Annotated in this window: 19 protein-coding genes and 3 pseudogenes; 15 read left to right on the top strand and 7 right to left on the bottom strand. The window is 56.4% G+C overall.

The features are described from left to right. Nucleotides 1–52: 52 nt before the first annotated feature. From ACOAP0_RS08085 to ACOAP0_RS08110, 6 genes are all read right to left on the bottom strand, one after another. Nucleotides 53–421, bottom strand: coding sequence for a hypothetical protein (locus tag ACOAP0_RS08085; RefSeq protein WP_498374871.1), 369 nt, complete (start codon nt 419–421; stop codon nt 53–55). 73 nt (nt 422–494) lie between these two features. Further along, entirely contained in the window at nt 495–632 is a 138-nt protein-coding gene (locus tag ACOAP0_RS08090) for a transposase (RefSeq protein ID WP_498374870.1), read from the bottom strand. A gap of 210 nt (nt 633–842) precedes the next feature. After that, on the bottom strand, nt 843–2,390 hold the full coding sequence (locus tag ACOAP0_RS08095) for an IS3 family transposase (protein ID WP_498374545.1): 1,548 nt from the start codon (nt 2,388–2,390) through the stop codon (nt 843–845). Nucleotides 2,391–2,718: 328 nt separating this feature from the next. Beyond that, on the bottom strand, nt 2,719–3,507 hold the full coding sequence (locus ACOAP0_RS08100) for a hypothetical protein (RefSeq protein WP_498374868.1): 789 nt from the start codon (nt 3,505–3,507) through the stop codon (nt 2,719–2,721). 3 nt (nt 3,508–3,510) lie between these two features. Beyond that, nucleotides 3,511–4,812: a Y-family DNA polymerase gene (locus tag ACOAP0_RS08105; RefSeq protein ID WP_498374867.1), complete on the bottom strand. Its 1,302-nt coding sequence runs from the start codon at nt 4,810–4,812 to the stop codon at nt 3,511–3,513. Nucleotides 4,813–4,832: 20 nt separating this feature from the next. After that, on the bottom strand, nt 4,833–5,276 hold the full coding sequence (locus ACOAP0_RS08110; protein ID WP_313878302.1) for a LexA family protein: 444 nt from the start codon (nt 5,274–5,276) through the stop codon (nt 4,833–4,835). Nucleotides 5,277–5,635: 359 nt separating this feature from the next. Here ACOAP0_RS08110 and ACOAP0_RS08115 point away from each other — a divergent pair. The 13 genes and pseudogenes from ACOAP0_RS08115 to ACOAP0_RS08175 form a co-directional block, all read left to right on the top strand. After that, nucleotides 5,636–6,148, top strand: a pseudogene (locus ACOAP0_RS08115) (IS1595 family transposase); the annotation flags it as partial. A 241-nt stretch (nt 6,149–6,389) separates the two neighbouring features. After that, nucleotides 6,390–6,680: a nucleotidyltransferase family protein gene (locus ACOAP0_RS08120; protein WP_498374866.1), complete on the top strand. Its 291-nt coding sequence runs from the start codon at nt 6,390–6,392 to the stop codon at nt 6,678–6,680. Beyond that, nucleotides 6,677–7,045, top strand: a complete 369-nt coding sequence (locus ACOAP0_RS08125; protein WP_498374865.1) for a HepT-like ribonuclease domain-containing protein — start codon at nt 6,677–6,679, stop codon at nt 7,043–7,045. The genes ACOAP0_RS08120 and ACOAP0_RS08125 overlap by 4 nt, the downstream gene beginning before the upstream one ends. 182 nt (nt 7,046–7,227) lie before the next feature. Continuing rightward, nucleotides 7,228–7,827, top strand: a pseudogene (locus ACOAP0_RS08130) (S1/P1 nuclease). Between the two features lie 69 nt (nt 7,828–7,896). Beyond that, entirely contained in the window at nt 7,897–8,292 is a 396-nt protein-coding gene (gene tnpA / locus ACOAP0_RS08135; protein WP_498374864.1) for an IS66-like element accessory protein TnpA, read from the top strand. Further along, a complete protein-coding gene (gene tnpB, locus ACOAP0_RS08140; protein ID WP_498374863.1) occupies nt 8,289–8,597 on the top strand; it encodes an IS66 family insertion sequence element accessory protein TnpB in 309 nt (102 codons plus the stop codon). The genes tnpA and tnpB (ACOAP0_RS08140) overlap by 4 nt, the downstream gene beginning before the upstream one ends. An 18-nt stretch (nt 8,598–8,615) precedes the next feature. Then, nucleotides 8,616–9,650, top strand: a complete 1,035-nt coding sequence (locus ACOAP0_RS08145) for an IS110 family RNA-guided transposase (protein ID WP_498374862.1) — start codon at nt 8,616–8,618, stop codon at nt 9,648–9,650. 262 nt (nt 9,651–9,912) lie between these two features. After that, complete coding sequence (locus ACOAP0_RS08150) at nt 9,913–10,176, top strand: transposase (protein ID WP_498391368.1); 264 nt, start codon at nt 9,913–9,915, stop codon at nt 10,174–10,176. A 60-nt stretch (nt 10,177–10,236) separates the two neighbouring features. Next, nucleotides 10,237–10,398 carry a hypothetical protein gene (locus tag ACOAP0_RS08155; RefSeq protein ID WP_498374860.1) on the top strand — a complete coding sequence of 54 codons (162 nt, stop codon included), beginning with the start codon at nt 10,237–10,239 and terminating at the stop codon, nt 10,396–10,398. Beyond that, entirely contained in the window at nt 10,395–10,730 is a 336-nt protein-coding gene (tnpB, locus tag ACOAP0_RS08160) for an IS66 family insertion sequence element accessory protein TnpB (RefSeq protein ID WP_498374859.1), read from the top strand. Before ACOAP0_RS08155 ends, tnpB (ACOAP0_RS08160) begins: the two co-directional genes overlap by 4 nt. A gap of 110 nt (nt 10,731–10,840) precedes the next feature. Beyond that, nucleotides 10,841–12,400, top strand: coding sequence for an IS66 family transposase (gene tnpC, locus ACOAP0_RS08165; RefSeq protein WP_498374858.1), 1,560 nt, complete (start codon nt 10,841–10,843; stop codon nt 12,398–12,400). A 247-nt stretch (nt 12,401–12,647) separates the two neighbouring features. Further along, the gene (gene tnpC, locus ACOAP0_RS08170; RefSeq protein ID WP_498374857.1) at nt 12,648–14,243 is read left to right on the top strand and encodes an IS66 family transposase; all 1,596 of its coding nucleotides are present in this window, start codon (nt 12,648–12,650) and stop codon (nt 14,241–14,243) included. Nucleotides 14,244–14,269: 26 nt separating this feature from the next. Then, nucleotides 14,270–14,794: a hypothetical protein gene (locus ACOAP0_RS08175; RefSeq protein WP_498374856.1), complete on the top strand. Its 525-nt coding sequence runs from the start codon at nt 14,270–14,272 to the stop codon at nt 14,792–14,794. Between the two features lie 49 nt (nt 14,795–14,843). Here the strand turns inward: ACOAP0_RS08175 and ACOAP0_RS08180 are convergent. Next, nucleotides 14,844–15,363, bottom strand: a pseudogene (locus ACOAP0_RS08180) (IS5 family transposase); the annotation flags it as partial. 321 nt (nt 15,364–15,684) lie between these two features. Here ACOAP0_RS08180 and ACOAP0_RS08185 point away from each other — a divergent pair. Together ACOAP0_RS08185 and ACOAP0_RS08190 are read left to right on the top strand one after the other, a co-directional pair. Then, complete coding sequence (locus tag ACOAP0_RS08185) at nt 15,685–16,599, top strand: heme-binding protein (RefSeq protein ID WP_498374855.1); 915 nt, start codon at nt 15,685–15,687, stop codon at nt 16,597–16,599. Nucleotides 16,600–16,681: 82 nt separating this feature from the next. Continuing rightward, on the top strand, nt 16,682–22,204 hold the full coding sequence (locus tag ACOAP0_RS08190; RefSeq protein ID WP_498391369.1) for a molybdopterin cofactor-binding domain-containing protein: 5,523 nt from the start codon (nt 16,682–16,684) through the stop codon (nt 22,202–22,204). Nucleotides 22,205–22,234: the final 30 nt, after the last annotated feature.

The raw sequence follows: 22,234 nt of genomic DNA on the forward strand, positions 1-22,234 counted from the left end.
CACTCAGCCCCAACAAAACCCGCGTGGTGCGGACGTACTTGTGCTGTAAGGACTAGAGGATGGGTGGCTTGACCTGGCGCGCGAGGTCGGCGCTGATGAAGCTGGCGCTGGTGGACGCTGGAAGGGTCTGCCGCGCATGGGTCAAGAGATCGGTGGACGGAAAGCTCAGTGTTGCCAGAGTAATGCACAGTTGGCAGGTCTGGCAGCCGATGTGGCTCTTGGACGGTGTGGGTGACTTCTCCGCTTCCGATGCGGGCAGGGCCATCATGGGGCAGTCTGCGGGCATACCAGACATGGCCATCTGCTCATCGGCGACTTGCACCGCTGCCTGGCTCAGGGTCATCTGGAGGACCATGCGCTCCGCGCTCCAAGCGCGCAGAGGTAGCAACATGACCAGCAGGATGAGCAAAAGGCGACCCATGGGTGAATGGTATCCCATTGCCCGAAAGCAGTCGTTCATGGATGGCTGCAGTTGGCCCAAAGCGGCTGTTGAGTTATCCAAACTTCTTGCACCAGATGTAGCTGGTGGCGTCACTCACTCCGTGGCGCTTGGCCACCACCGCCAAACTGTCCTGGTCCGTTTCACGCAGTATCCGAACAATCGGCTCGGTGCTGAACCGCCCCTGCTTCATCTCCGTCTCTCTTTTAAGAAGAAACCGGCTTCTAAAGCATCAACTGGTCCGAAACACACCGGGCAGGTCATTCGTGAGTTATTCGGCAGGCTTTAGCTTGCGAAGAGCGGGCCTCGGATGCGCTCTTGCAGCGCTTTTATTGGGAATTATTGTGGAGTCAATAAATTATTGATTCCACAATAAGGGGGTGCGGCGTAAAACTTGAACTGGTTAAACACTGATTCCAAGCCTTGCCCGGTATTCGATGGGGCTCAGTGAACCCAAGGATATCTTGATCCTCTTCTCGTTGTACCAGCGGATGTAAGAGTCGACGGTCTGGATGAATTGATCCACTGTTGTGTTCTGCCAGTTGCGTGGATAGAACAACTCCGTCTTCAAGCGACCAAAGAATCCCTCACAGGCCGCATTGTCAGGCGAACAACCCTTGCGCGACATCGAACGCGTGAGCTTGGCGTTATGCACCCGTTGCAGCCACCCAGGCCAGCGATAGTGAGCACCACGATCAGAATGGATGACGGGTTTCATTGCACTGGTGGCAACTGTCTCAATGGCAGCGTCGAGCATCGTATTGACCAGATCGGAATCAGGACGCGTGCCGATAGTCCAGCTCACCACCAGGCCATCGAAGCAGTCGATCATGGGCGAGAGATACACCTTCCCCGCTGGGATCTGGAATTCTGTGATGTCTGTCAGCCATTTCTCATTGGGAGAATCTGCCTGGAAGTCCCGATTGATCAGGTTCTGCGGCGCTGGGCTGATTTCTCCGAGATATGACCCATAGCGGCGCCTTCTGTTTGCCGTGACGAATAAGCATTCCTGCTTCATGAGCCGTTGCACGACCTTCTCCGAGAGGTGCACATGCCGCCTGCCAAGTGCAGCCCGCATTCGCCTGTAGCCGTAGCAACGATGATTGCTTTGGAATACGTCGGCAATAGCTATGCGGGCGTTTGCATACTTGTCCGGACCTTTGAGCCGGGCGCAGTGGTAGAAGTAGGAGCTGCGAGCCAAGTCCAACGCTGTGAGCAATTCGGTCAATGTGTAGGTGTTCTTCATGGCGTCAACCAGCAGGGTCTTCTCCCTGTTGCTCAGGAGCTGCGGGGTGACGCCCAGGCCTTTTTTTAGGAGTTCATTGGCCTTATTCAAGATGTCGTGCTCAAGTTGCAGACGTCGGATATCGCGCAGAAGAGAAACCACCTGCTGCTGTAATTCCGTCAGCTTGGCGGGATCTACGTCAGGTGTATCTGTGGTCTTTTGCTTCATAGGTGTTGGTGCCTCCCTGCCAAGTAACTGATCCTTCCACTTGTACAGCGTATACCTGCTCACTGCAACGGACTTTGCAACCGCAGTTGCACTGGTTTGCCTGGTACAAAAATCAAGGACAGCAGCAGCCTTGTGGGCTGGAGTGTGGGACACGTTAGCCGCTTTGGTGACAACTTTGCGCCGCAGTTCCGGGTGTAACTCGTTGATCCAATCGCTCAGAGCTTCCCGACTCGGGTAACCCAGAGTTCTCATGGTGAAGGCCATGCATTGACCATGCTCCATGAAGTGCTCAACTGCAACTTGCTTCTGCTGGGTTGAATACTTCTGCCACAGGCGTACATAGCCGGTCCTCAGATCCTGACTCTGGATGTACTCCCGATACCAGCCCTTCAAAGCGTTCTTGGTGGGGTAGCCTAGTTGCCGGATGGTCGCATTGAGGCGCTGGCCAAGCTTGATGTACAGCTTTACTGCACGAATTCGCTCTTCGTATGAATACATAAACTACCTCCAGGTAGTCCAAGATTTTGTCCGCACCCCCTAATTCCCAATAATTGCCCGACACTCCATTCGAAGCGGCCCTGAGATCTTGAGCGTAGGAGAAGTCAGAGACGCCCTTCAACTGTGCCTCTGCATGAGGAAATCAGTGCCCGGCGGATGCTGGGTGTCGATGAATGCCGGCTCCAAAGGCACTCAGCTGAGGTGGTCACCTACACAGGAAGCCGCAAGTTGCCTCAGATGGGCGCCTTCTCCGTCCGTACAAGGTCGGACGCTGTAGGCCCATATTCAGACCCCTCACACCTTCAAGATGGATGGGTTGCACTGCGCATCAATACATCTGCTGATGCGATTCCGTATCTGATCGCCTCAACGGCGTAGCCTTAGCCAAGTTCATCCAGACAGCAAATGGCAGGTGGTTGAACTGCCTCTTGGGCGCCATCCGCAAAATCTCTAGTCGTTCTTGAACCAGTTGGATGACGCCACATTCAACCGGAATTTCATCGGGCTCTGCGATGGGCCTGTCTTTGGCGTCTCGACCCAAGACGTACCAGCACTGCCCGCCGAGCTCCAGGTAAGCAGCTCGCTTCTCCGGTCGTTTGAGATCTCCCAGCAGGTCGGCTCTGTTCACTTTGATCTCATGCACTACCGGTTCCAAATAGGCCTGGACTGAGGAATTGCGGATAGAGAAGACATCCGGCATGCAGTAGCGCCAACTCCCCTGCTCTTCTTCTTGCAAAGTGACTTTGGCTCTGAGGCTCAGGTTGGTCCACACCAGTCGCCCCTCTTTGAGCATGTCGTGGGCGACCTTCTCAACGAGCGCTTCGTGAGGGTCTTTGGCTTGTCGGTTGGAGTTGGCAGCTAGTGCGAGGAACTGAATACCGACATCAGTGACTCGCATACGTTCATGACCACCCTCCTCTTTCAATCGCTCCAGCAGACCGGCAGCCAAGAGTTCAATCTCCACGACATCTAGGCAGGGCCATCCGGCAGACCGGTACATGTCTCTGAGTCTTTTGGCATGTACCTTCTTGAGTCCAATGCCGTTGACGACTGCAATGTGCTTTGCACTTCGCAGTTTGCTGGAGTCTTTGCTGGTTTCTGTTTTGGTTTCTGTCATGTTTCACGCTCTTGCCACTGGCATGTCATCCCAGCGTGTGGTGTATGCCGGGGTTCTCCGCAGTTGCTTCATCGACCACTCTCTCCGCACTCCATCAAGGCCTGCACTAGCGGTCAGAACCGTGCCTTTACCGAAGCGCTGATTTAGGGTGTCCATGGCAGTCATGAGTTTGGTTCGGTCTTCTTCGGAGTCGCCATCCTCCAGATCCAGTTCTGCCTGCTGGTTGGTATCGGGTTGCAGGTCCAGCAGCATTACGCCTGCCTTGGCGTAGTTGAATCCTGGCTTGAAGATATGGTTCAGGCCTTGAAGGGCTGCTTTGACGATGCAGGTGGTATCAGCACTGGGGCGTCGTAAGGGCGTGACCATGGAGCGGCTGTACTGAGCATCTTTGCGAAACGGGCTTGTACGAATGAAGACAAGTACCTGTCCTGCCTGGCTGTGTTGCTTCCTGACCTTCTCTGCGGCCCTAGAGGCGAATTCGGTAACGGCCTCGGCCAGGTGATGATGTTCGATGATGGGACGACCGAAGGATCGCGTGCATGCGATTTCTTTCTTGGCAGCTGGGGTGTGATCCAGATCGATACAGGAAGTGCCCTGCAGCTCCCGGACGGTCCTCTCCAGCACCACAGACCAATTGCCTCTTACAGTGGCAGGGTCTAGCTTCATCAAGTCCAACACCGTGTGGATGCCTCCGGCTTGAAGCTGCTTGCTGATCTGCCTGCCCACTCCCCAGACTTCGTTCACTGCGGTGGCTGCGAACACGGCATCACGCTCTGGTTGATCCAGAGCTGCCAAATTGCAGACTTGCGCGAGCTTGTCGGGGTAGACACCTGGCTTGCGTTCGGCGGTCTTGGCAATGTGATTGGCGAGCTTGGCCAGGGTCTTGGTGGGGCCGATACCGATACCGCAGGGAATGCCTACCCATTGCAGGATGCGAGCGCGGATCTTGTGGCTGCGCTCTATCAGGTCACCTTTGACGCCACTGAGGTCGATAAAGGATTCATCGATGCTGTAGATCTCTTGGGCTGGGCCGAGGCCGGCTGCCAGGCTCATCATCCGATCGGACATGTCACCGTACAGGGCGAAGTTGGCAGACAGGGCTACCAAGCCGGCATCCTCAGCCAAGTGCTTGATCTGGAACCAGGGGGCACCCATGGCGATACCCAGCGCCTTGGCCTCGTTGCTGCGGGCAATGGCGCATCCGTCGTTGTTGGACAAGACAACCACCGGCAAGCCGTTGAGACTAGGTCTGAACACCCGCTCACAGGAAACATAGAAGTTGTTGCCGTCTACCAGGGCGTACATGGAGTCACCAAGGCAATGTTTCAGGCGGAAGGAAACTGCTTGATGCAGCTGGTGACCACACCCCAGATCTCTATGGTCTGGCCTTCCTTGGGCACTATGTCCGGATAAGTGGGGTTTGCAGCCTGCAGCTTGACCCGCCCGGCACGCTGGTAGAGCTGTTTGACGGTGAACTCTCCATCCACCACAGCGACCACGATCATCTTGTGCCGCGGCTTGATGGCTCGGTCAATGACCAGTATGTCGTTGTCGAATATGCCTGCGTCCTTCATGGAGTGACCGGAGACACGCTGCAGGAAGGTCGCCTGCGGGTGGGTGATCAGGACTTTGGAAAGATCAATGCGTTCAGCTCCCAAGTCTTCCGCAGGGCTTGGGAAGCCTGCACAGATGCGCGTTGGGACGAGGTCCAGCAGGCAAGGAGTGGCGGTGATGGGGACCGGCGGGTAGCTAACGCAGTTACTGTACATTTATACAGTTTATCCACAAGCTAACCTCCTGACAAGCAACGACCTAGAGCTGATCTTTTTTTGCTCAGTGCAGTGGCGGTCAGTCGAAATTTGGAGCTTTTAATTTCAAGCCAAGGCCCAACCCCAAGTTGAAAACCGCAATGAAAAAACAAAATTGGGGCAGCTTTTTTCCACAAAAAGTGAATACTGCCATTCGATACTTCAATTTCGGTGCTACGAAAGTGCTACATCACGATTTCAAAAAGTCGTAAGTCATTGATTTAAATCGGACTTTTTACGACTATCGGCCCAATCCATCATGGGGGCGACGGACAGGCGCCAAAGGAATTCAGGCACAGCGAGCGGATGATCTGGGACAGGCATGGACAGATCGCAAACACCCAATTTCTGCCAAAGGGCGGCAAAGCAATACGACCAAAGCGATGGTTGCGATTGCAGTGGAGGTATTGCCCAAAGGATTTGGGAGAATCCGAATCCAGCGGCTGGAACACGGAAACCAGCAAAGCCTCCAATCCTTCATCATGGAAACCGTCGAAGTCCGGTCCAAAGTACATAGCGATGGATCGGGTGCTTATCGGAAGATTGAAGACCTCGGGTTTGACCACAAAGTCACGGTTCACATGAGATCCGATGTCCCAGCCCATCAATCCATGCCAGGTGTTCACCGGGTGGCTGCCTTGCTGCAACGCTGGATGATGGGAACCCATCACGGTGCTGTCCAGCCTAGCCAATTGGACTACTAACTGGACGAGTTTGTGTTTCGGTTCAACCGGAGAACGTCCCGCTCTAGGGGGCTGCTGTTTTACCGGCTACTGCAACAAGCAGTGGCTACGGGGCCTGTTACCTATGGAGACCTGGTTGCCGGTTGCTGAATTAGTAGGCAGTGGATATACTGACCCCACTTTGAGTTTCGGCTCATCGCGCCGCTCTTGTAGCGGCATGTCAACTATAGTCGAGCCCTGAGCTCGACACAGCTACGAAAACGAAGCGAAATTAAACCCTCACGGGGCAAATGTGCTCCGTGGGCACAGCTGCTCTGTGTATTCCATTGAAGCAGTTATATGAGATATATTGCATGCAACGGCCCCCCTTGCGGACAAGCGGAATGCAGAAATGAAACCTTCAGAGGCGCTCAAAGCCAATCGAACTGAAATTCTTCGTATTGTTCAAATGAACAATGCGCTGAACGCTCGTGTTTTTGGTTCTGTGCTGCATGGGGATGACACCGAGAGCAGTGACTTGGATCTTCTCGTGGACCCCACCCCGAAAACCAGCTTGCTAGATATTGCAAGGATTAAAAAAGGGTTGACGGCAGTGTTGGGCGTTCCTGTGGACGTCCTGACGCCGAAGGCGCTGCCTGAGAAATTCAGAGCCCACGTATTGGCTGAGGCGCAGCCTTTATGAAGAAGGTAAATATTCGTTTACCTGACTATTTGAATCACATCGCTCAAGCCATCGAACGAATTAACACCTATACCAAAGGCATTGACAAAGATGTTTGGCTTGGGAACACGTTGATTCAGGATGCCGTGATTCGCAATATTGAAATCATCGGCGAAGCTTCGCACAACGTGCAAACTCTCCATCAGGAGTTCGCAAAGAATAATGCAGACTTTCCTTGGGACGATGCATATTGGATGCGAAATGTACTTTCGCACGGCTACTTCCAAGTAGACTTGGATATCGTTTGGGAGACGATTACTTCAGATTTACCAGTATTACTGGAGAAAGTTCGCTCAATGCCGTCCAATGATGATGTGGACCAATGATTCCCTGAAACATTAATGGTTTATGGATACTTACCCTGCGCAGCTTGCGCAGGGTAAGGCCCAAGAGAAGCTAAAGGGATACCCCTTACATTTATACAGTTTAACGATCTGACTGTCCAAACGCAAACCCATGGGATTCGGGTAGGCTCAATCCAAAGCAAAGACTGCCTCCAGAACCATCCATGCACCGTTTCCTGAAAACACTGTTCCACACATGCCTGCTTGCATTGGCGGCTCATAGCCATCACGCGCTGGCTTGGGGGAGCGATGGACACAAGATCGTTGCCATGCTGGCAGAAGCTCAACTCTCACCTGCTGCGCGTAAGGAAGTCGACCGTCTATTGGCCCAGGAGCCAGGCGCCACTCTGGCCAGTATCTCTACTTGGGCGGACGAACATCGCAGTCCTGCTACCGCCGCTTGACACTATGTGAACTTCCCGCGTGGGGACTGCAACTACCAGCAAGAGCGAGACTGCCCCGATGGGAAGTGCGTGATCGCCGCGATTGACCGACAGATTGAAGTCCTACGCACTCCCGGGGATGACGAGAAACGACTGACAGCATTGAAGTACGTGGTGCACTTCATCGGCGACATTCATCAACCTCTTCACGCCGGTTTCGGGGACGACCGCGGAGGCAACAGCTACCAGCTCCAAGCCTTTATGCGCGGTAGCAACTTGCACGCGGTTTGGGACACAGGACTCATCAAGTCACTGAAGCAAGACAACGAACAGATTGTCAAAAGTAAGAGTCCGGCGAATACCGTCATTGCATGCCACTGATATGACGGGCATTCTTGGCTCAAGACACACTCCATCGAGGTGTGCACTTAACAAGCCACGGTGGATACCATGCAAGAGCCAGTTTCGCCCACCGTCATTAAGACCAAACGCACATACAGCGCGGCCTTCAAGCGCAAGGTTGTCGAGCTGACACATCAGCCAGGAGCATCGGTTGCCGCCATCGCCTTGGAGCACGGCATCAACGCCAATCTGGTCTTCAAGTGGAGGCGAACCAAACTTGATCGCAAGCGTGCTCCACAAGTCACTTATCAACCGCTGCTGCTGCCAGTTTCAGTGAATGCCCAAGAGGCGCATCCGGCCATGCCTTCACTGGCGCCTGACAAGGCTGTGCGCGATGAGGGTGTCATTGAGGTTGAAATTGGTGGCGCGCGCGTAGTGCTGCGTGGCAGCGTTGATCCAGCCAAGGTACGCAGCGTTCTGATGGCACTTAGGGATATCGCGTGATTGGCTTGCCCGCGGGAACGCGGATTTGGCTGGCTGCAGGACTTACCGACATGCGTCGTGGCTTTGATGGGCTGGCGGCCATTGCACAAGGCGCGCTAGAGCATGACCCATTTAGCGGTCATGTTTTTGTGTTTCGCGGCCGCCGTGGTGACATTGTAAAGTTACTCTGGTGGGACGGACAGGGCTTGTGTCTGTTTGCCAAACGGCTGGAGAAAGGCCGCTTCATATGTAAGCAATGGGATGGACGCTCCCACCTTTCGCGGCATCGTAGTGTGCCAAAGTGGAGATGCGAAACAACCACTTGAACAGAAGGAGCGTCTGATATGAAGGTTACTACTGTAGGTATTGATCTGGCAAAGAATCTCTTCCAGGTGCACGGCGTGAATGAGTACGGGAAGGTCGTCATCAAGAAGCAAATGCGCCGCGACCAACTGGCGGAATTTTTCGTGAATCTCCCTGCTTGTCTTATCGGTATGGAGGCCTGTGGCGGTGCCCACCATTGGGCCCGCAAACTGCAAGGGTTCGGTCACACGGTCAAATTGATGGCTCCGCAATTTGTCAAACCGTACGTCAAGACCAACAAGAACGATGCGGCAGATGCTGAAGCAATCTGTGAGGCGGTAGCCAGGCCCAACATGCGATTTGTGCCAATCAAAAATGTCGAGCAGCAAGCAGTGTTGGCATTGCACCGCGTTCGACAGGGCTTTGTCAGGGCGCGCACGGCACAGGCCAACCAAATTCGGGGCTTGATGTCGGAATTTGGATTGGTCATTCCCCAGGGGATTGGCTATATCGCGGGCCGAGTGCCTGAACTCATTGAAGATGCCGGCAACGATTTGCCGGGTTCATTCCGGGTTCTCGTGCAGCGGTTGCTGGATCACCTGAAGGAGCTCGACCGGCAAGTCGACGAACTGGAGTCGCAGATCGTGAAGTGGCACCGCCAAAGTGATGCCAGTAGCAAACTGGCACAAGTGCCAGGCATCGGACCTATCACTGCCAGCGCGCTGGTTGCCTCACTGGGAGATGCGAAGAACTTTGACGGAGGCCGTCAGGTCGCAGCTTGGCTGGGCCTGGTACCAAAGCAGCATTCCAGTGGTGGGAAGCAGAACCTGCTGAGTATCAGCAAACGCGGTGACACATATCTGCGCACCCTATTGATTCACGGTGCACGTTCGGTCATTTACCGCGCGCAGCAGAAACCGGATTCCTGTAGTTGGATTAACGGGGTCGTTAATCGCCGGAACAAGAATGTGGCGGCCGTGGCGCTGGCCAATAAAAATGCGCGCATCGTCTGGGCATTGTTAGCCCATGAGCGAGAGTTCCGGCCTGACTACACGCCCGCCACGGCGGCCACGTAGCCAAGCCGGCCGAGTGAAGTAATGCAATAAGAAAGCCAGACAGGGAGAACAGAACCACCGATTGCTCAGGCAATCATGAAGTGATGGCAAGATAGGTCAGACCGTGGTTGACAAAGCCCGTGCCGGACGAGGCACCTAGAGTGCGTGTAAGCGATCGAGGCGTCAACCAGCGAATCCCATCAGGGACAGTGATCCAAAGTCACAACTAAAGTCCGAATGTACGGGTGCAATCTTTACCTTCGAGTCGTCATGAATTGAAAGCTTGGCAAACCGGGAGCGTCCATGTACGTCCAGCCAAGTCGCCTTGTTGATTGAGGCGTGCCTGAGCACCATTGTGTCCACAACCATGATCGTGGACGCAATGCTCAAAGACTCAGACACCCCGAGGTATTTCGTGCGCCGTAGCAAGCGAACCTATTCAGCAGATACCAAAGCCGCCTTGCTTGCCGCGTGCAGGGCGCCGGGCGCGTCCATCGCAGCGGTGGCCAGCGCGCACAGCATGAACGCCAATGTGTTGCACCGCTAGCTGAAGGAGCAAGCACAACCGGACGCTCACGCCGAAGCCCGTCCGTCAGAGCCGATAGACATGCCAGCATTTATCCCGGTGCCCCTGCTCACGCAAACGGCCGAGCCCGTGGAGCGCACGATTCGTGTGGAGGTCCGCAAAGGTAGTTTGAGCATGACCGTCACTTGGCCCATATCTGCTGCCCATGAATTTGCCGGCTGGTCGGGCGCCCTTCTCAAGTGATCCGCATCGACTGCGCCTGGTTGGCAGTTCAACCACTGGACATGCGTGCGGGTACGGATACGGCGCTGGGGCGAGTCGTGCAGGTGTTTGGCGCTGCCCACCCGCACCATGCCTACCTATTTGCGAACAGCCGTGCCAACCGCATGAAGGTTCTGGTACATGACGGTATTGGCATCTGGCTGGCCGCGCGTCGGCTCCATCAAGGCAAATTTGTCTGGCCCACACCGGGCGTCGGTCGGCACCAGCAACTCAGCAATGAACAGCTCCAAGCGCTGGTATTGGGACTTCCCTGGCAGCGCATTGGAAGCGCAGGAATCATCACCGTCGTCTGAGGGGTGGGCGTGTACGCCGATGGTTTGCCAATCGAGTAGCGCGCGTACTTGGCGTCCATTAGTGCATGCACCGATGGCGAAATTCTGCGCCATTTGGCACACTTCAATCCATGGTTTTTACGCCCGATTCACTGCAACAAATGAGCGCGCACGATGTGTGCAATCTGGTCAGTGGACTGATGGAAAAGGTCAGCACGCAGAGCAAAGAGCTGCTGTACCGTCAGAGCAAGATCGACCAGCTCACGCACGAGATGGCGACCTTGAAGCGACTACAGTTTGGTCGTAGCCGCGAACAACTCGATGCCACGCAGACCAGTCTGCTCGATGAAGCCTGCGATGAAGACCTGGCGGCGATTGAGCAAGAACTCAAAAACCTCACGCCGGCGCCCAAGCCCGATAAAGACCACCGTAGCAAGCCCAAACGTGCAGCGCTGCCGGATCACCTGCCCCGTGTAGAAATCCACCACGAACCAGACTCCACCACCTGCACTTGTGGCTGCCAGCTCAAGCGCATTGGCCAGGACGTCGCGCAAAAGCTGGACTACACGCCCGGCGTATTCACTGTTGAGCTGCATGTTCGCGGCAAATGGGCGTGTAGCCAGTGTGAAACACTGATTCAGGCGCCGGTACCGGCCCAAGTCATTGACAAAGGCATTCCAACCGCTGGCCTGTTGGCACAGGTGCTGGTGGCCAAATATGCGGATCACTTGCCGCTGTACCGGCAAGAGAAAATCTTTGGCCGCGCCGGCTTGGAGATTGCACGTTCCACGCTGGGAGCCTGGGTGGGCATGTGCGGCGTGCAATTGCAGCCGCTGGTGGATGCGTTGAAAGAGACGGTACTGAGTCACGCTGTGGTGCATGCCGATGAGACTCCGATCCCGATGCTCAAGCCCGGCAATAAGAAGACCCACAAGGCCTACTTGTGGGCATACGCTCCTGGTGCCTTTGAGCAGATACGCGCCGTCGTCTACGACTTCTGCGAGACCCGCGCCGGCCAGAATGCCAGAACGTTTCTGGGGAAGTCTGATGACGATGACCGTGGCTGGCGTGGCTCTCTGGTTTGCGACGATTACGGGGGTTATAAATCGCTGTTCACCAAAGGCGTCAAAGAAGCCGGATGCATGGCGCATGCGCGCCGAAAACTGTTTGAACTGCACGCCAATCACAGCAGTCTGATTGCCGCAGAGGGCCTGAAATTCTTCGACCTACTGTATGACGTCGAACGTGACATCAAGTCATTACCAGCGGCCATTCGTCTGCAAATCCGGCAGGAAAAATCCAGGCCCATTGCCGACCTACTGCACCAGTGGCTACTGTTGCAGGCCAGCAAGGTGCCCAGTGGATCGGCCACCGCAAAAGCGATTAACTACAGCATCAAACGTTGGGAGGCGTTGACGCTGTATCTGGACGATGCGCAAGTACCCATAGATAACAATTGGTGCGAAAACCAAATTCGCCCGGCAGCTATCGGCAGGGGCAACTGGTTATTCGCGGGTTCGCTGCGAGCTGGTCAACGTGCGGCGGCGGTGATGAGTTTGATTCAGAGTGCCAAGCTCAATGGGCACGATCCGTACGCCTATCTGAAAGACGTACTCACACGCTTGCCCACGCAGCGGGCCAGTAAGATCGGGGAATTGCTGCCTCACAACTGGGCACCGCAGACCACGTAAACATTGCGCCGTCAATGTGTGTTGACCGGTTGCTTACCTTCATATGGCCACAGGCCTTGAGTGGTTCGGTGGTACTGACGCCAGCGCAACTGTCCATGTTGCTTGAGGGAATTGACTGGCGCATGCCGGTGCGCACAGCCCAGCCGACGCTTGCGATGTAGGCGTCCTGCACTGCATAAATGGGTACTTCGGTTGACAGTGGAAATCCTCTATTGCGGTACTAAATTGCCTGGCAAAGTATTGCCCCATGAGTTCCGATGTGCTGCTGCAAACCATAGACACCCTGACACAGGATGTGGTGCAGCGCGACCTCACGATCAAGGCGCTTCGCCTGACCATTGACAAGCTCAAGATGGAGCTCACGCATTTGAAGCGTATGCGTTATGGCCGCTCCAGCGAGAAGGTGGAGGCAGCGCAAATCCAATTGGAATTGCTCAGTGTGGCTCTGATGCCACTGCTGCCGGCGAATGCCCCCGTGACCGATACCGACGCAGGCAATGTTGCCGACTTGGACGCGGAACGTAAGAAGCGTAACAAAACATCTGCACAGCCGCAGCAAGGCCTGCCAGCGCACCTACCCCGCGAGGACGTGGTGCACAGTGGCTGTGCAGCGGATTGCAAATGCGGGTCATGCGGTACCGGCCTGCAGCAAATTGGACAGGACGTCTCCGAGGTGCTGGACTACGTGCCCGGTAGCTTCAAGGTCATTCGCCACATCCGCCCTAAGTTCGTATGCAGCCAGTGCCACACGATTACGCAGGAGGCGGCACCCAGCCGCCCGATCAACCGCTGCCTGGCCGGTGCCGGCTTGCTGGCACAGGTTCTGGTGAGCAAATACTGCGATCACATTCCGCTGTACCGGCAAAACCAGATTTATGCCCGTGCTGGCGTGCACGTTGAACGCTCAACCCAGTGCGACTGGGTGGCCGGTTGCGCCAGTTTGCTGGAGCCACTGGTAGAAATTCTGCACAAATACGTTCTGAGTGCCTACAAGGTTCACACCGACGACACCCCGGTGCCGGTTCTGAGTCCCGGCAAAGGCAAGACAAAAACCGCACGACTATGGGTGTATGCCCGTGATGACCGAGGGTGGGCGGACCCGTCGCCGCCGGCGGTGTGGTACCAGTATTCCGAGAACCGCAAGGGAGAGAACCCAAAACGTCACTTGAGTGGTTTTACCGGCGTTCTGCAGGCCGACGCTTATGCCGGATATGACCGACTCTTTGCGGATGGAAGTGTTGTAGAGGCTGCGTGCTGGGCCCACTGCCGGCGAAAGTTCTATGAGATCCATGAACGCCAGGAGCATGTGAGCGGCACCTTGGCCCACCAAGCATTGCAGCGTATCGGCGCTCTGTATGCCATTGAGCAGGCGGTTCGCGGGCACAGTGCCGAGCAGCGCCGGCAATACCGCCAAGCGCATGCCAGGCCAAAGCTGCTGGAACTGCAGGTTTGGTTGAACGAAAGTCTGTCGCAGCTCTCGGCCAAGTCGCCCATGGCGTCAGCCATCGGCTATGCGCTGAGTAATTGGCGGGCCCTTAACGTCTATGTGGACGACGGCCGCATCGAGATTGACAACAACACGGCCGAGCGTGCCCTGCGTGGTGTGGTGCTTGGGCGCAAGAACTATTTGCACTTCGGCTCCGACAGCGGTGGCGACCGGGCTGCCGTTATCTACAGCCTGGTTGGTACCTGCAAGCTCAATGGCGTTGACCCTTATGCGTACCTGCGACATGTACTGGAGCGCATTGCCGATCACCCCATCAATCGGATCGATGAATTGCTGCCATGGGTGGTGGCAAGCCAACTCGGGACGCCCAGTCAAGTCCTGCAACTGGCCGCCTGAGCCGTGCGGCTTGGCACAATATTGCCATGCGTATCAAACTGATCGAAGACTTGCCAATGGCCACCAGCGCTGAGCTCTACCAACTGAGCTGGGTCATTGATCGATTGTTGGCTGATCCACGACGCATCATCCAGGCACGAACGCAATTGCACGCCGGTCAGCAGGTGCAGTTCTTTGATTGGAATACGGGCAAACTGAAGGCTGCGCGTGTCATCGCCATGAAGGATAGCCGCGTGACATTACTTGACGAGGCCAGCCACAGCCACTTTACCGTGCCCTATGAGGCAATCATGTTGACGCCTTCAAGCGAACCAACGACTTCCAACGACGCTACTGCTGCCTCGAGCGCACAAAATACCCCCAGCCCGCCGCCGGAAATCGCAAGACGTGAAGACTTCCGCGTTGGCAGTAGGGTGAGCTTTACAGACCAGGATTTGCAACAGCGTGTCGGCTTGATCGTGCGCATCAACCAGCGTACAGCCACACTCGACTGCGATGGTCAGACTTGGCGCGTCGCCTTCGGCCTGCTTCGTCACCTCGCAGACATCTGACTTCAACACAACCGTTAAGTACGGTATTCGCCGGACTCATACGAAATTTCTTCATCCCAAAGTACATCTGCTTGCCCTTTTTGCTGGAGTGCATCTCGGGGTCTCGCCCTTTGTCTTTGTTTTTAGTGGACGATGGCGCTGCGATCAAGGTCGCGTCCACGACGGTGCCTGTCTTAAGCAGCAGCCCGCGTTGCTCCAGTAGTGCGTTGACTGTGGCCAGTATTTGCTCGGAGAGTTTGTGCTTTTCTAGTCGGTGGCGAAATCGCAGGATGGTGCTCTCATCGGGCAGGCGGCCATACTCTTCAAGTTGCGCAAACTCCCGGTACAGCGGGGTATCAAAGAACGCCTCTTCCATGGCCGGATCAGATAACGTGAACCATTGCTGCATGAAGTGAACGCGACATGGTTTGCAGGGAAAACGGGGGCAGCCCGGTCTTTCCTTTGCGGCAATACGGCGCAATGAGTTAAACCAAAGCAGCCCATGGAACCACCAGCTCCATTTGCTCGAGGAACACTTCCTTACGCGTCTTTTTGACATTCAGATTGAGCTTCAGGCTGGCTTGTTTCATGCGCAAATTATCCAAACTAACGCTAAACAACAGTGTGCTCGCATCTGCGTAATGAAAATGTTTTAGTGATTTGTCTTTCGGAAGACACATTGATATTTCAGGCATCACCCGGCACGTTAAATTGCCGCCGAGGTTTTGCAGAGCATCCTTAACCTTAGTGCTGGGAGTTTGGGAACAAAAGAATTTCGTAAAAAACGATGTTCTTCGCGGAGCATTGGTGCTAACGGTATTGGCTTGTCCAAAGCTTCTGGGGGTGCACTCCGGCTGGGCGGCCTGCTGTGGCTGGAGTGTGTGAACAACACAATTCAGATCATTGCATTCATGAAAGAAACCACTGCCTCTCCTGCGGCTGCACCAGCCACCAAAGCATCTAACAAGAAAACTGCTACACCCAGCAGCCAACCCCATTACACCCGCAAGGAATACATCAACGGCTTCCCCGTGCCTGGGCCCACATTCGCCCCGATTCACCCGAAGCTGGGGCCCTTGTCAATGCTGGTGGGCACCTGGAACGGACAGGGCAACACTATGCTCGCTACGCCTGCGAAAGAGGGTTTGTTTCGCGCCATAGGACATCCCTTGACCAACGAGACATTGACCTTCTCGGTAGCTGCACCTACGCCGGACCGTGGTGGGTTTGAGCAGCCGGATATTTTTCTCAACGGTTTGCGGTATCACCACCAAGTGGTGGACGGAAAAACCATGGAGCCCTTGCACGATGAGATGGGCTTTTGGTTGAATGTGCCTGCCACCAAAAATCCCAAAGCCTCCGCCAGTCTGATCCGGGAGCTGACCATTCCTCACGGAAATGCAGTCATCTTGTTTGGGAGCGCGCACGAGCAAACCGGGCCGTACAAGTTTCCCCCGTTCCACGCGATTCCGTTTCCCAAAGAGAACTTCCCGGCCCCCGCGATTTACGATTCTGACAACACCGGCGATGTGAACAAGCAGCTCAATGATGCGCACAAGGGGCTGACGTTTTTGAAAACCCAGGTGCTCACCGTCAAAACGCGCAACCAAGGCGATATTGTCAACATTCCGTTCTTGGACAAGCAGGCCAAGTCCACCGACATGACCGCCACATTTGCTGTCTCTATCGTGTCACGGGATGGGGGGGAACCGTACTACATGCTGCAGTACTCGCAGGTCATCATGCTGCAGTTCCCCGCGCTCAAAGACGGGCCCATGATCAACTGGCCCCACACCGCCGTGGCCACGCTGATTAAGGGCGAATAGTCCCTCGTCGCAGTCTTGGCGTGCTCCTGTGGATGTGTCTACAGGAGCACGCTGACATGCCGGCGTGCGACTGGCAAACCCCATGACAACAACACACATTCAGGAGGTGCGGATGCCTACTACCGCCAAGAGAACACGCGTCATTATTGATACCGATGTCGATATCGACGATTGGATGGCCATGCTCTATCTGCTCAACCACCCTCAGATCGAGGTGGTGGGCATTACGGTGGTGGGTACGGGTGCCGCACATCTGGAGCCAGGCACGCGCAACGCCCTCAAGCTGGTGCAACTGGCGGGCGTGCCCGAGTTGCCAGTGGCCAAAGGTTTGACCAAACCGATGGCATACGACCACCAGTTCCCCGAAGGCATTCGGGAGCAGATGGACACCATGTTTGGCATTGCTTTGCCTGCCAACCCGCATGCTGCGCTACCTGATGCGCTGGCCTTTTTGCGAGAGCAATTGTTGGCCTCGGCCGACAAGCTGCATATTTTGGCGATTGGCCCGTTGACCAATTTGGGCACCCTGCTCAAAGAGTCCCCCGAGCTCGTGCAGCGCATTGAGCGCATTTACATTATGGGTGGGGCGATTGATGCGCCGGGCAATGTGCATGCAGCAGACCCAAGCAACCCGAACGTGGTGGCCGAGTTCAATATCTACTGCGATCCTGTGGCTGCGGACTATGTGTTTCGCAGCGGTGTACCCATTACGCTGATCCCCTTGGACGCTACACAGCACGCGCCCATCACCACCGCGTTTTACCTGCGCTTGCTGGAAAACCACATCACCCCGTCAGCAGACTTTGTGTACCAGGCGCTCACCGCGGACTATGGATTCATTGCGTCCGGGGACTTTGATTTTTGGGACCCGCTGGCCGCTGCCATTCTGACGCAAGGGGATTTGGGTGTGTACCGCGATGTGCGTTTGGTGGTGTACACCCCCAACGACGAACGCTCTGGTGAGTTGCTGCTGCGCGACGATGGTTCGCCAATTCGGGCGTGCTTTAACGTGACCACGCCCGCGTTTGAAGACCTGTTTCTCTCCACACTCAATAACGAGCCCGTGCCGCGCAACCAGATCACTTTTATCTTGGATGGCGAGCGCGTTACCCTCACCGACGTGTCCCCACAGACCCGCCTGATCGACTACCTGCATCTGCCCGAAGTGGCTAAGGGCGGTACCAAGCTGGTCTGCGGTCAGGGCGGCTGCGGCGCGTGCACGGTCATGCTTACCAGCTACGACCTGGGCCAGGACAAGGTGGTGAACAAATCCATCAATGCCTGTTTGCGTCCACTGGTGGCGCTGGATGGCACGATGGTCACCACCACCCAAGGCATTGGCAATGTGCAAGACGGTGTGGATGAGGTGCAATACAAGCTGGCGGCGAACAACGGATCGCAGTGCGGCTATTGCTCGCCGGGCTTCACCATGAACATGTTCACCTTGCGGCAAAACAAAGCGTGTCTGACCGAGCGCGAGATCGAAGACAACTTTGACGGCAACCTGTGCCGCTGCACGGGCTATCGCCCCATATTAGAAGCATTCAAGCAATTTGCGGTCGATTACAAACCACCTTGCCCGCAGCCGACCATCAAGATAGATCCGGCCTTTGCCCCCAGCGGCATCAAACCCTTCAGCAAGATCACGCCTCCTGCGGACTTTGTGGAATACATGCGCAGCCCGCAGCCCTTAGTTTTTGCTCGCAACGGCTACACCTACCAGCGTCCCATCTCGTTGGATGCGCTCTATGCGCACAAAGCCGCTGCTGGCCCCACGGGAGCGAACTTTCGCCTGGTGTGTGGCAACACCTCGGTAGGCATTTACGAAACACAGCCCATCTACGCCGAAACCCCGCTCAACCCCCAGTCGTTGGTGGATGTGTCCGTCATTGCCGAGTTGCAGGCCGTGCGGGTGACGGATCAAGGGCTGGAGTGCGGTGGCGCGATCTCGCTCACCCGTTTGCTGGAGATTTTGCAAACCACCATCGACAGCCGCGACCCGGTGCAAACACAGGGCATGGTGGCACTTCGTGACCACCTCAAAGTGGTGGCCAACCACCAAGTGCGCAATGAGGCCAGCGTGGCGGGCAATATCCATATGGCTACCAATCTGGGCTTCTTGTCAGATGTGGTGCTGGTGCTGGGCGCCTTGGCCGCCAAGGTGAAGGTGTCTTGGAAGTCCGGCAGCAAGTTGTACGACATCTTGCAATTGCCACAGGACAGCCAGTTGCCTGTGGACGCCATTTATGAATCCATCGTGATCCCTTGGACGGTCGAGCGCAGCTACGTGCGCAGCTACAAAATCCGCCGCCGCGATGAAGATGCGCACGCCTTGGTGAACGCCGGATTCTTCGTGCGTTTGGAGGCCGATGGGCGTGTGGCCGAATGCCGCTTGGTGTACGACGGCATTCGCGCCGATTACGCCTTGGCCTCCACCACCTATGGCGTGCAATTCCACCCCATCACGGTGGATGCCACCCGCGCTCTGCTAATGGGCCGACTGTGGAACGAGGAAACCTTGCGCCAGGCCCTGCGCAGTCTTGCGCAAGAGGTGGCGGTGTGGGCTCCCCCCGTGGGGCCGGCGGGTCCCTATGAAATTGGGCAAATCCCCTTCTCCTTCCGCGCGACACTGGCAGAAAACCTGTTTTACAAATTCTTTGTCGCCGTGGCCGAGGCCAGTGGGGCCACCGCCGTGCCACCCCAAGTGCGCTCGGCAGGGCAAAACTATGTGCGCCCCGTGTCAACCGGGCAGCAGTACTACAACTCCTACCCCGCAGAGGCCCCGGTATCGGAGCCGTTCGTCAAGCTATCCGCCTTTATGCAAACCACGGGCGAGGTGCAATACACCCACGACTTGGTGCGCCCGCCCCACACGCTGGAGGCTGCCTATGTGTACAGCCTGATTGCGTTCGGCCAGTTTTACTACCAGCTCCCCATCACCACTGCCTATGGCAACAAAGGCGAGCGGGTGTCCGTGGCACTGCTCCAGCAGTTTTTGCGCGACTGGTATGCCGACTTCACCGCCCTGGTTACCTACGAAGACGTCCCCGTCAAAGCCGCCAATTGGATCGGGCTGGGAGGAGACGATCCCGTCTTTGTGCCCAGCCAAGACCAGGCGCTGCCCGACGGCATTGCCGCCAACCGCAACTTCTTCCCCCACCACGTCACCAGCGTGGGTGCCCCAATCGGCTTGGTGGTGGCTAGGAACCGGCGTGCAGCGCAAGAAATTGCCAACTTTGTGCGCACCCAATGCATTGTTTTCTTGCCCGAAAAAACCAGAGACTTTGATGTGGCCTTGGCCGAGAAACACTACTTTGAGCAAAACCCGCCCACCGCACCCTCGCTCACCCACATCCCCGAAATCGTGCGTCCGGGCAGCAATCATGCTTGGCTCCAAGAACCCCATCACCATGCCTTGAAAGAAGGGGCGACAGAGTTTCCTGTGGTGCACGGCTTGCGCCGCACCGGATACCAAAACCATTTCTATCTCGAGACCATGAACACCCTGGCCGTGCCGGGGGAAAACCGATCCATCACCCTCAACACTGCCAGCCAAGCTATCGCGGACAACCAATACGCTGCGGCGGGTGCACTGGGCGTGCCCGCGGTGAACGTGCGCGTGCGGCTCACGCGCATTGGTGGTGGGTTTGGTGGGCGGCAGTCGCTCTCCCACTTCAACTCCACTGCCGCTGCGGTGGCGGCCTGGACGCTACAGCAGCCCGTGCGCTTGGCGCTGGATCGCAACACCAACTTCATCAACTGCGGTGGACGCCACGCCTACCAAGGCCAATACGCCGTGGCCTATGCCGAAGACGGAGCCATTAAAGGCTTTTCGATGGACTTCATCTCGGATGGTGGCAACACCTACGACCTGTCTTTGCCTGTCATGGATTTTTCTTTGCAGTCCAACGACAACGCCTACAACATCCCCACCTACCGCGTGCGCGGCCAGGTGTGCCAAACCAATTCGCTGAGTAACACCGCCTTTCGCAGCTTTGGGTTTGTGCAGGCGGTCAATTTGAGCGAGCAGGCCATAGAGCATGTGGCTTACAAGTTGGGCAAGACGCCGGAAGAGGTGCGCGAGAAAAACCTCTACAAAGACGGCGTGGGCGAGTGGGGTGCGTTCCGCATCACGCCCCAGACCCTGGGCACCTTGTTGCGCTTTCGCTTAGACCCGCCCGCCATCAAGGCATTGGAGCCTTTGCTGGGCCAGCTATTTGCGGACGAAGCTGTCTTCACCGCCGCTGTGCAGGCCCATGACCCTACCAACACCTTCACTGGAGCGGCCAACTTGGGCAATATGGTGGCGCTCAAAGAAGTCAGCACCACCGCCTACGACTTCACCCCCTACATGGAAGGCTTGAAGCAAAGCAAGCTGGTGCAACTCTGGCAGCAGCTCAAGCAAGTGAGCGCGTTCGACCAGCGCCGTGCGGCGGTGACCGAATTCAATGCCAACAACCGCTGGCGCAAGCGGGGCCTGTCCATGATTCCGCTCAAGTACGGCATCTCGTACTCCGACTCGCGCGGCACACTCGACCAAGCGGGCGCTTATGTAGTGGCTTACGCCAGCGACGGCTCCGTGCTGGTGTCACACGGCGGTGTGGAAATGGGGCAGGGCATGCAAACCAAGCTGGCGCAAATTGCGGCGCAGACCTTGGGCATTGACATCACCCTCGTCAAAATGGCGGAAACCGACACCACTGTCGTCAGCGATGCCAGTCCCACCGCCGCTTCGACCGGGGCCGACCTCAATGGCGGCGCGGTGGAGCTGGCCTGTCGCATCTTGCGTGAACGCTTAGAAAAGTTTTGCGAAGATTTGGAGCAATACACCGTGTACTTCTCCAAATTCGACACCACCGCCATGGACAAAGCCAGCGTCGAGCAAATGCTGGCCGTCACCCGCAACTGGCGCGACCACTGGAGCGAAGTGTGGCCCCTGGTGTGCTCACTGGCCTATACCAACCGCGTCGGTCTGGCGGCTGAGGCACGCTACAAAACGCCCAACTTCTCCAGCATGGACATCAGCCACTCGCTGGGCAACACCTTCTTCTATTTCACCTATGCCGTAGCGGCCAGTGAAGTCGAAATCGACGTCCTCACGGGGGACTTCACCGTGCTGCGCAGCGACATCTTGTTTGATGTGGGCCGCAGCCTTAATCCGCTCATTGACGTGGGCCAGATCGAAGGCGGCTTTGTGCAAGGCATTGGTTACCTCACGATGGAAGAGCTCACCTTCCAAGGCTCCCGAGAAGCCCCCCGTCAGGGCTACCCCACAGGCGCGCTCACCACCACCAACACCTGGGAATACAAACCACCGGGTTCACGCTCCATTCCCGTGGACATGCGCGTGTGGATTACCGACGCCAATGGCTGCAAGCAACAACCCAAGCCCCCCCAACGCGATGAGGCCGCGGTCAAGCGGTCCAAGGGCGTGGGCGAGCCTCCCTTGGTGCTGAGCAACACCGTATTTTTTGCCATCAAACAAGCCATCCAGGCGTTTTACCAAGCCGAAGGGCATGACGCCTGGGTTGAGCTGGATGCACCCGCCTCGGTGGTGCGCATCCAGTCCGCATGCCGCACGGCCATGCCCGAGCTCACGATTTGAATCCCCAAATCCATAAACCCTGTTCCCCCC

This window comes from Curvibacter sp. Hmag1.1 (assembly GCF_059769165.1).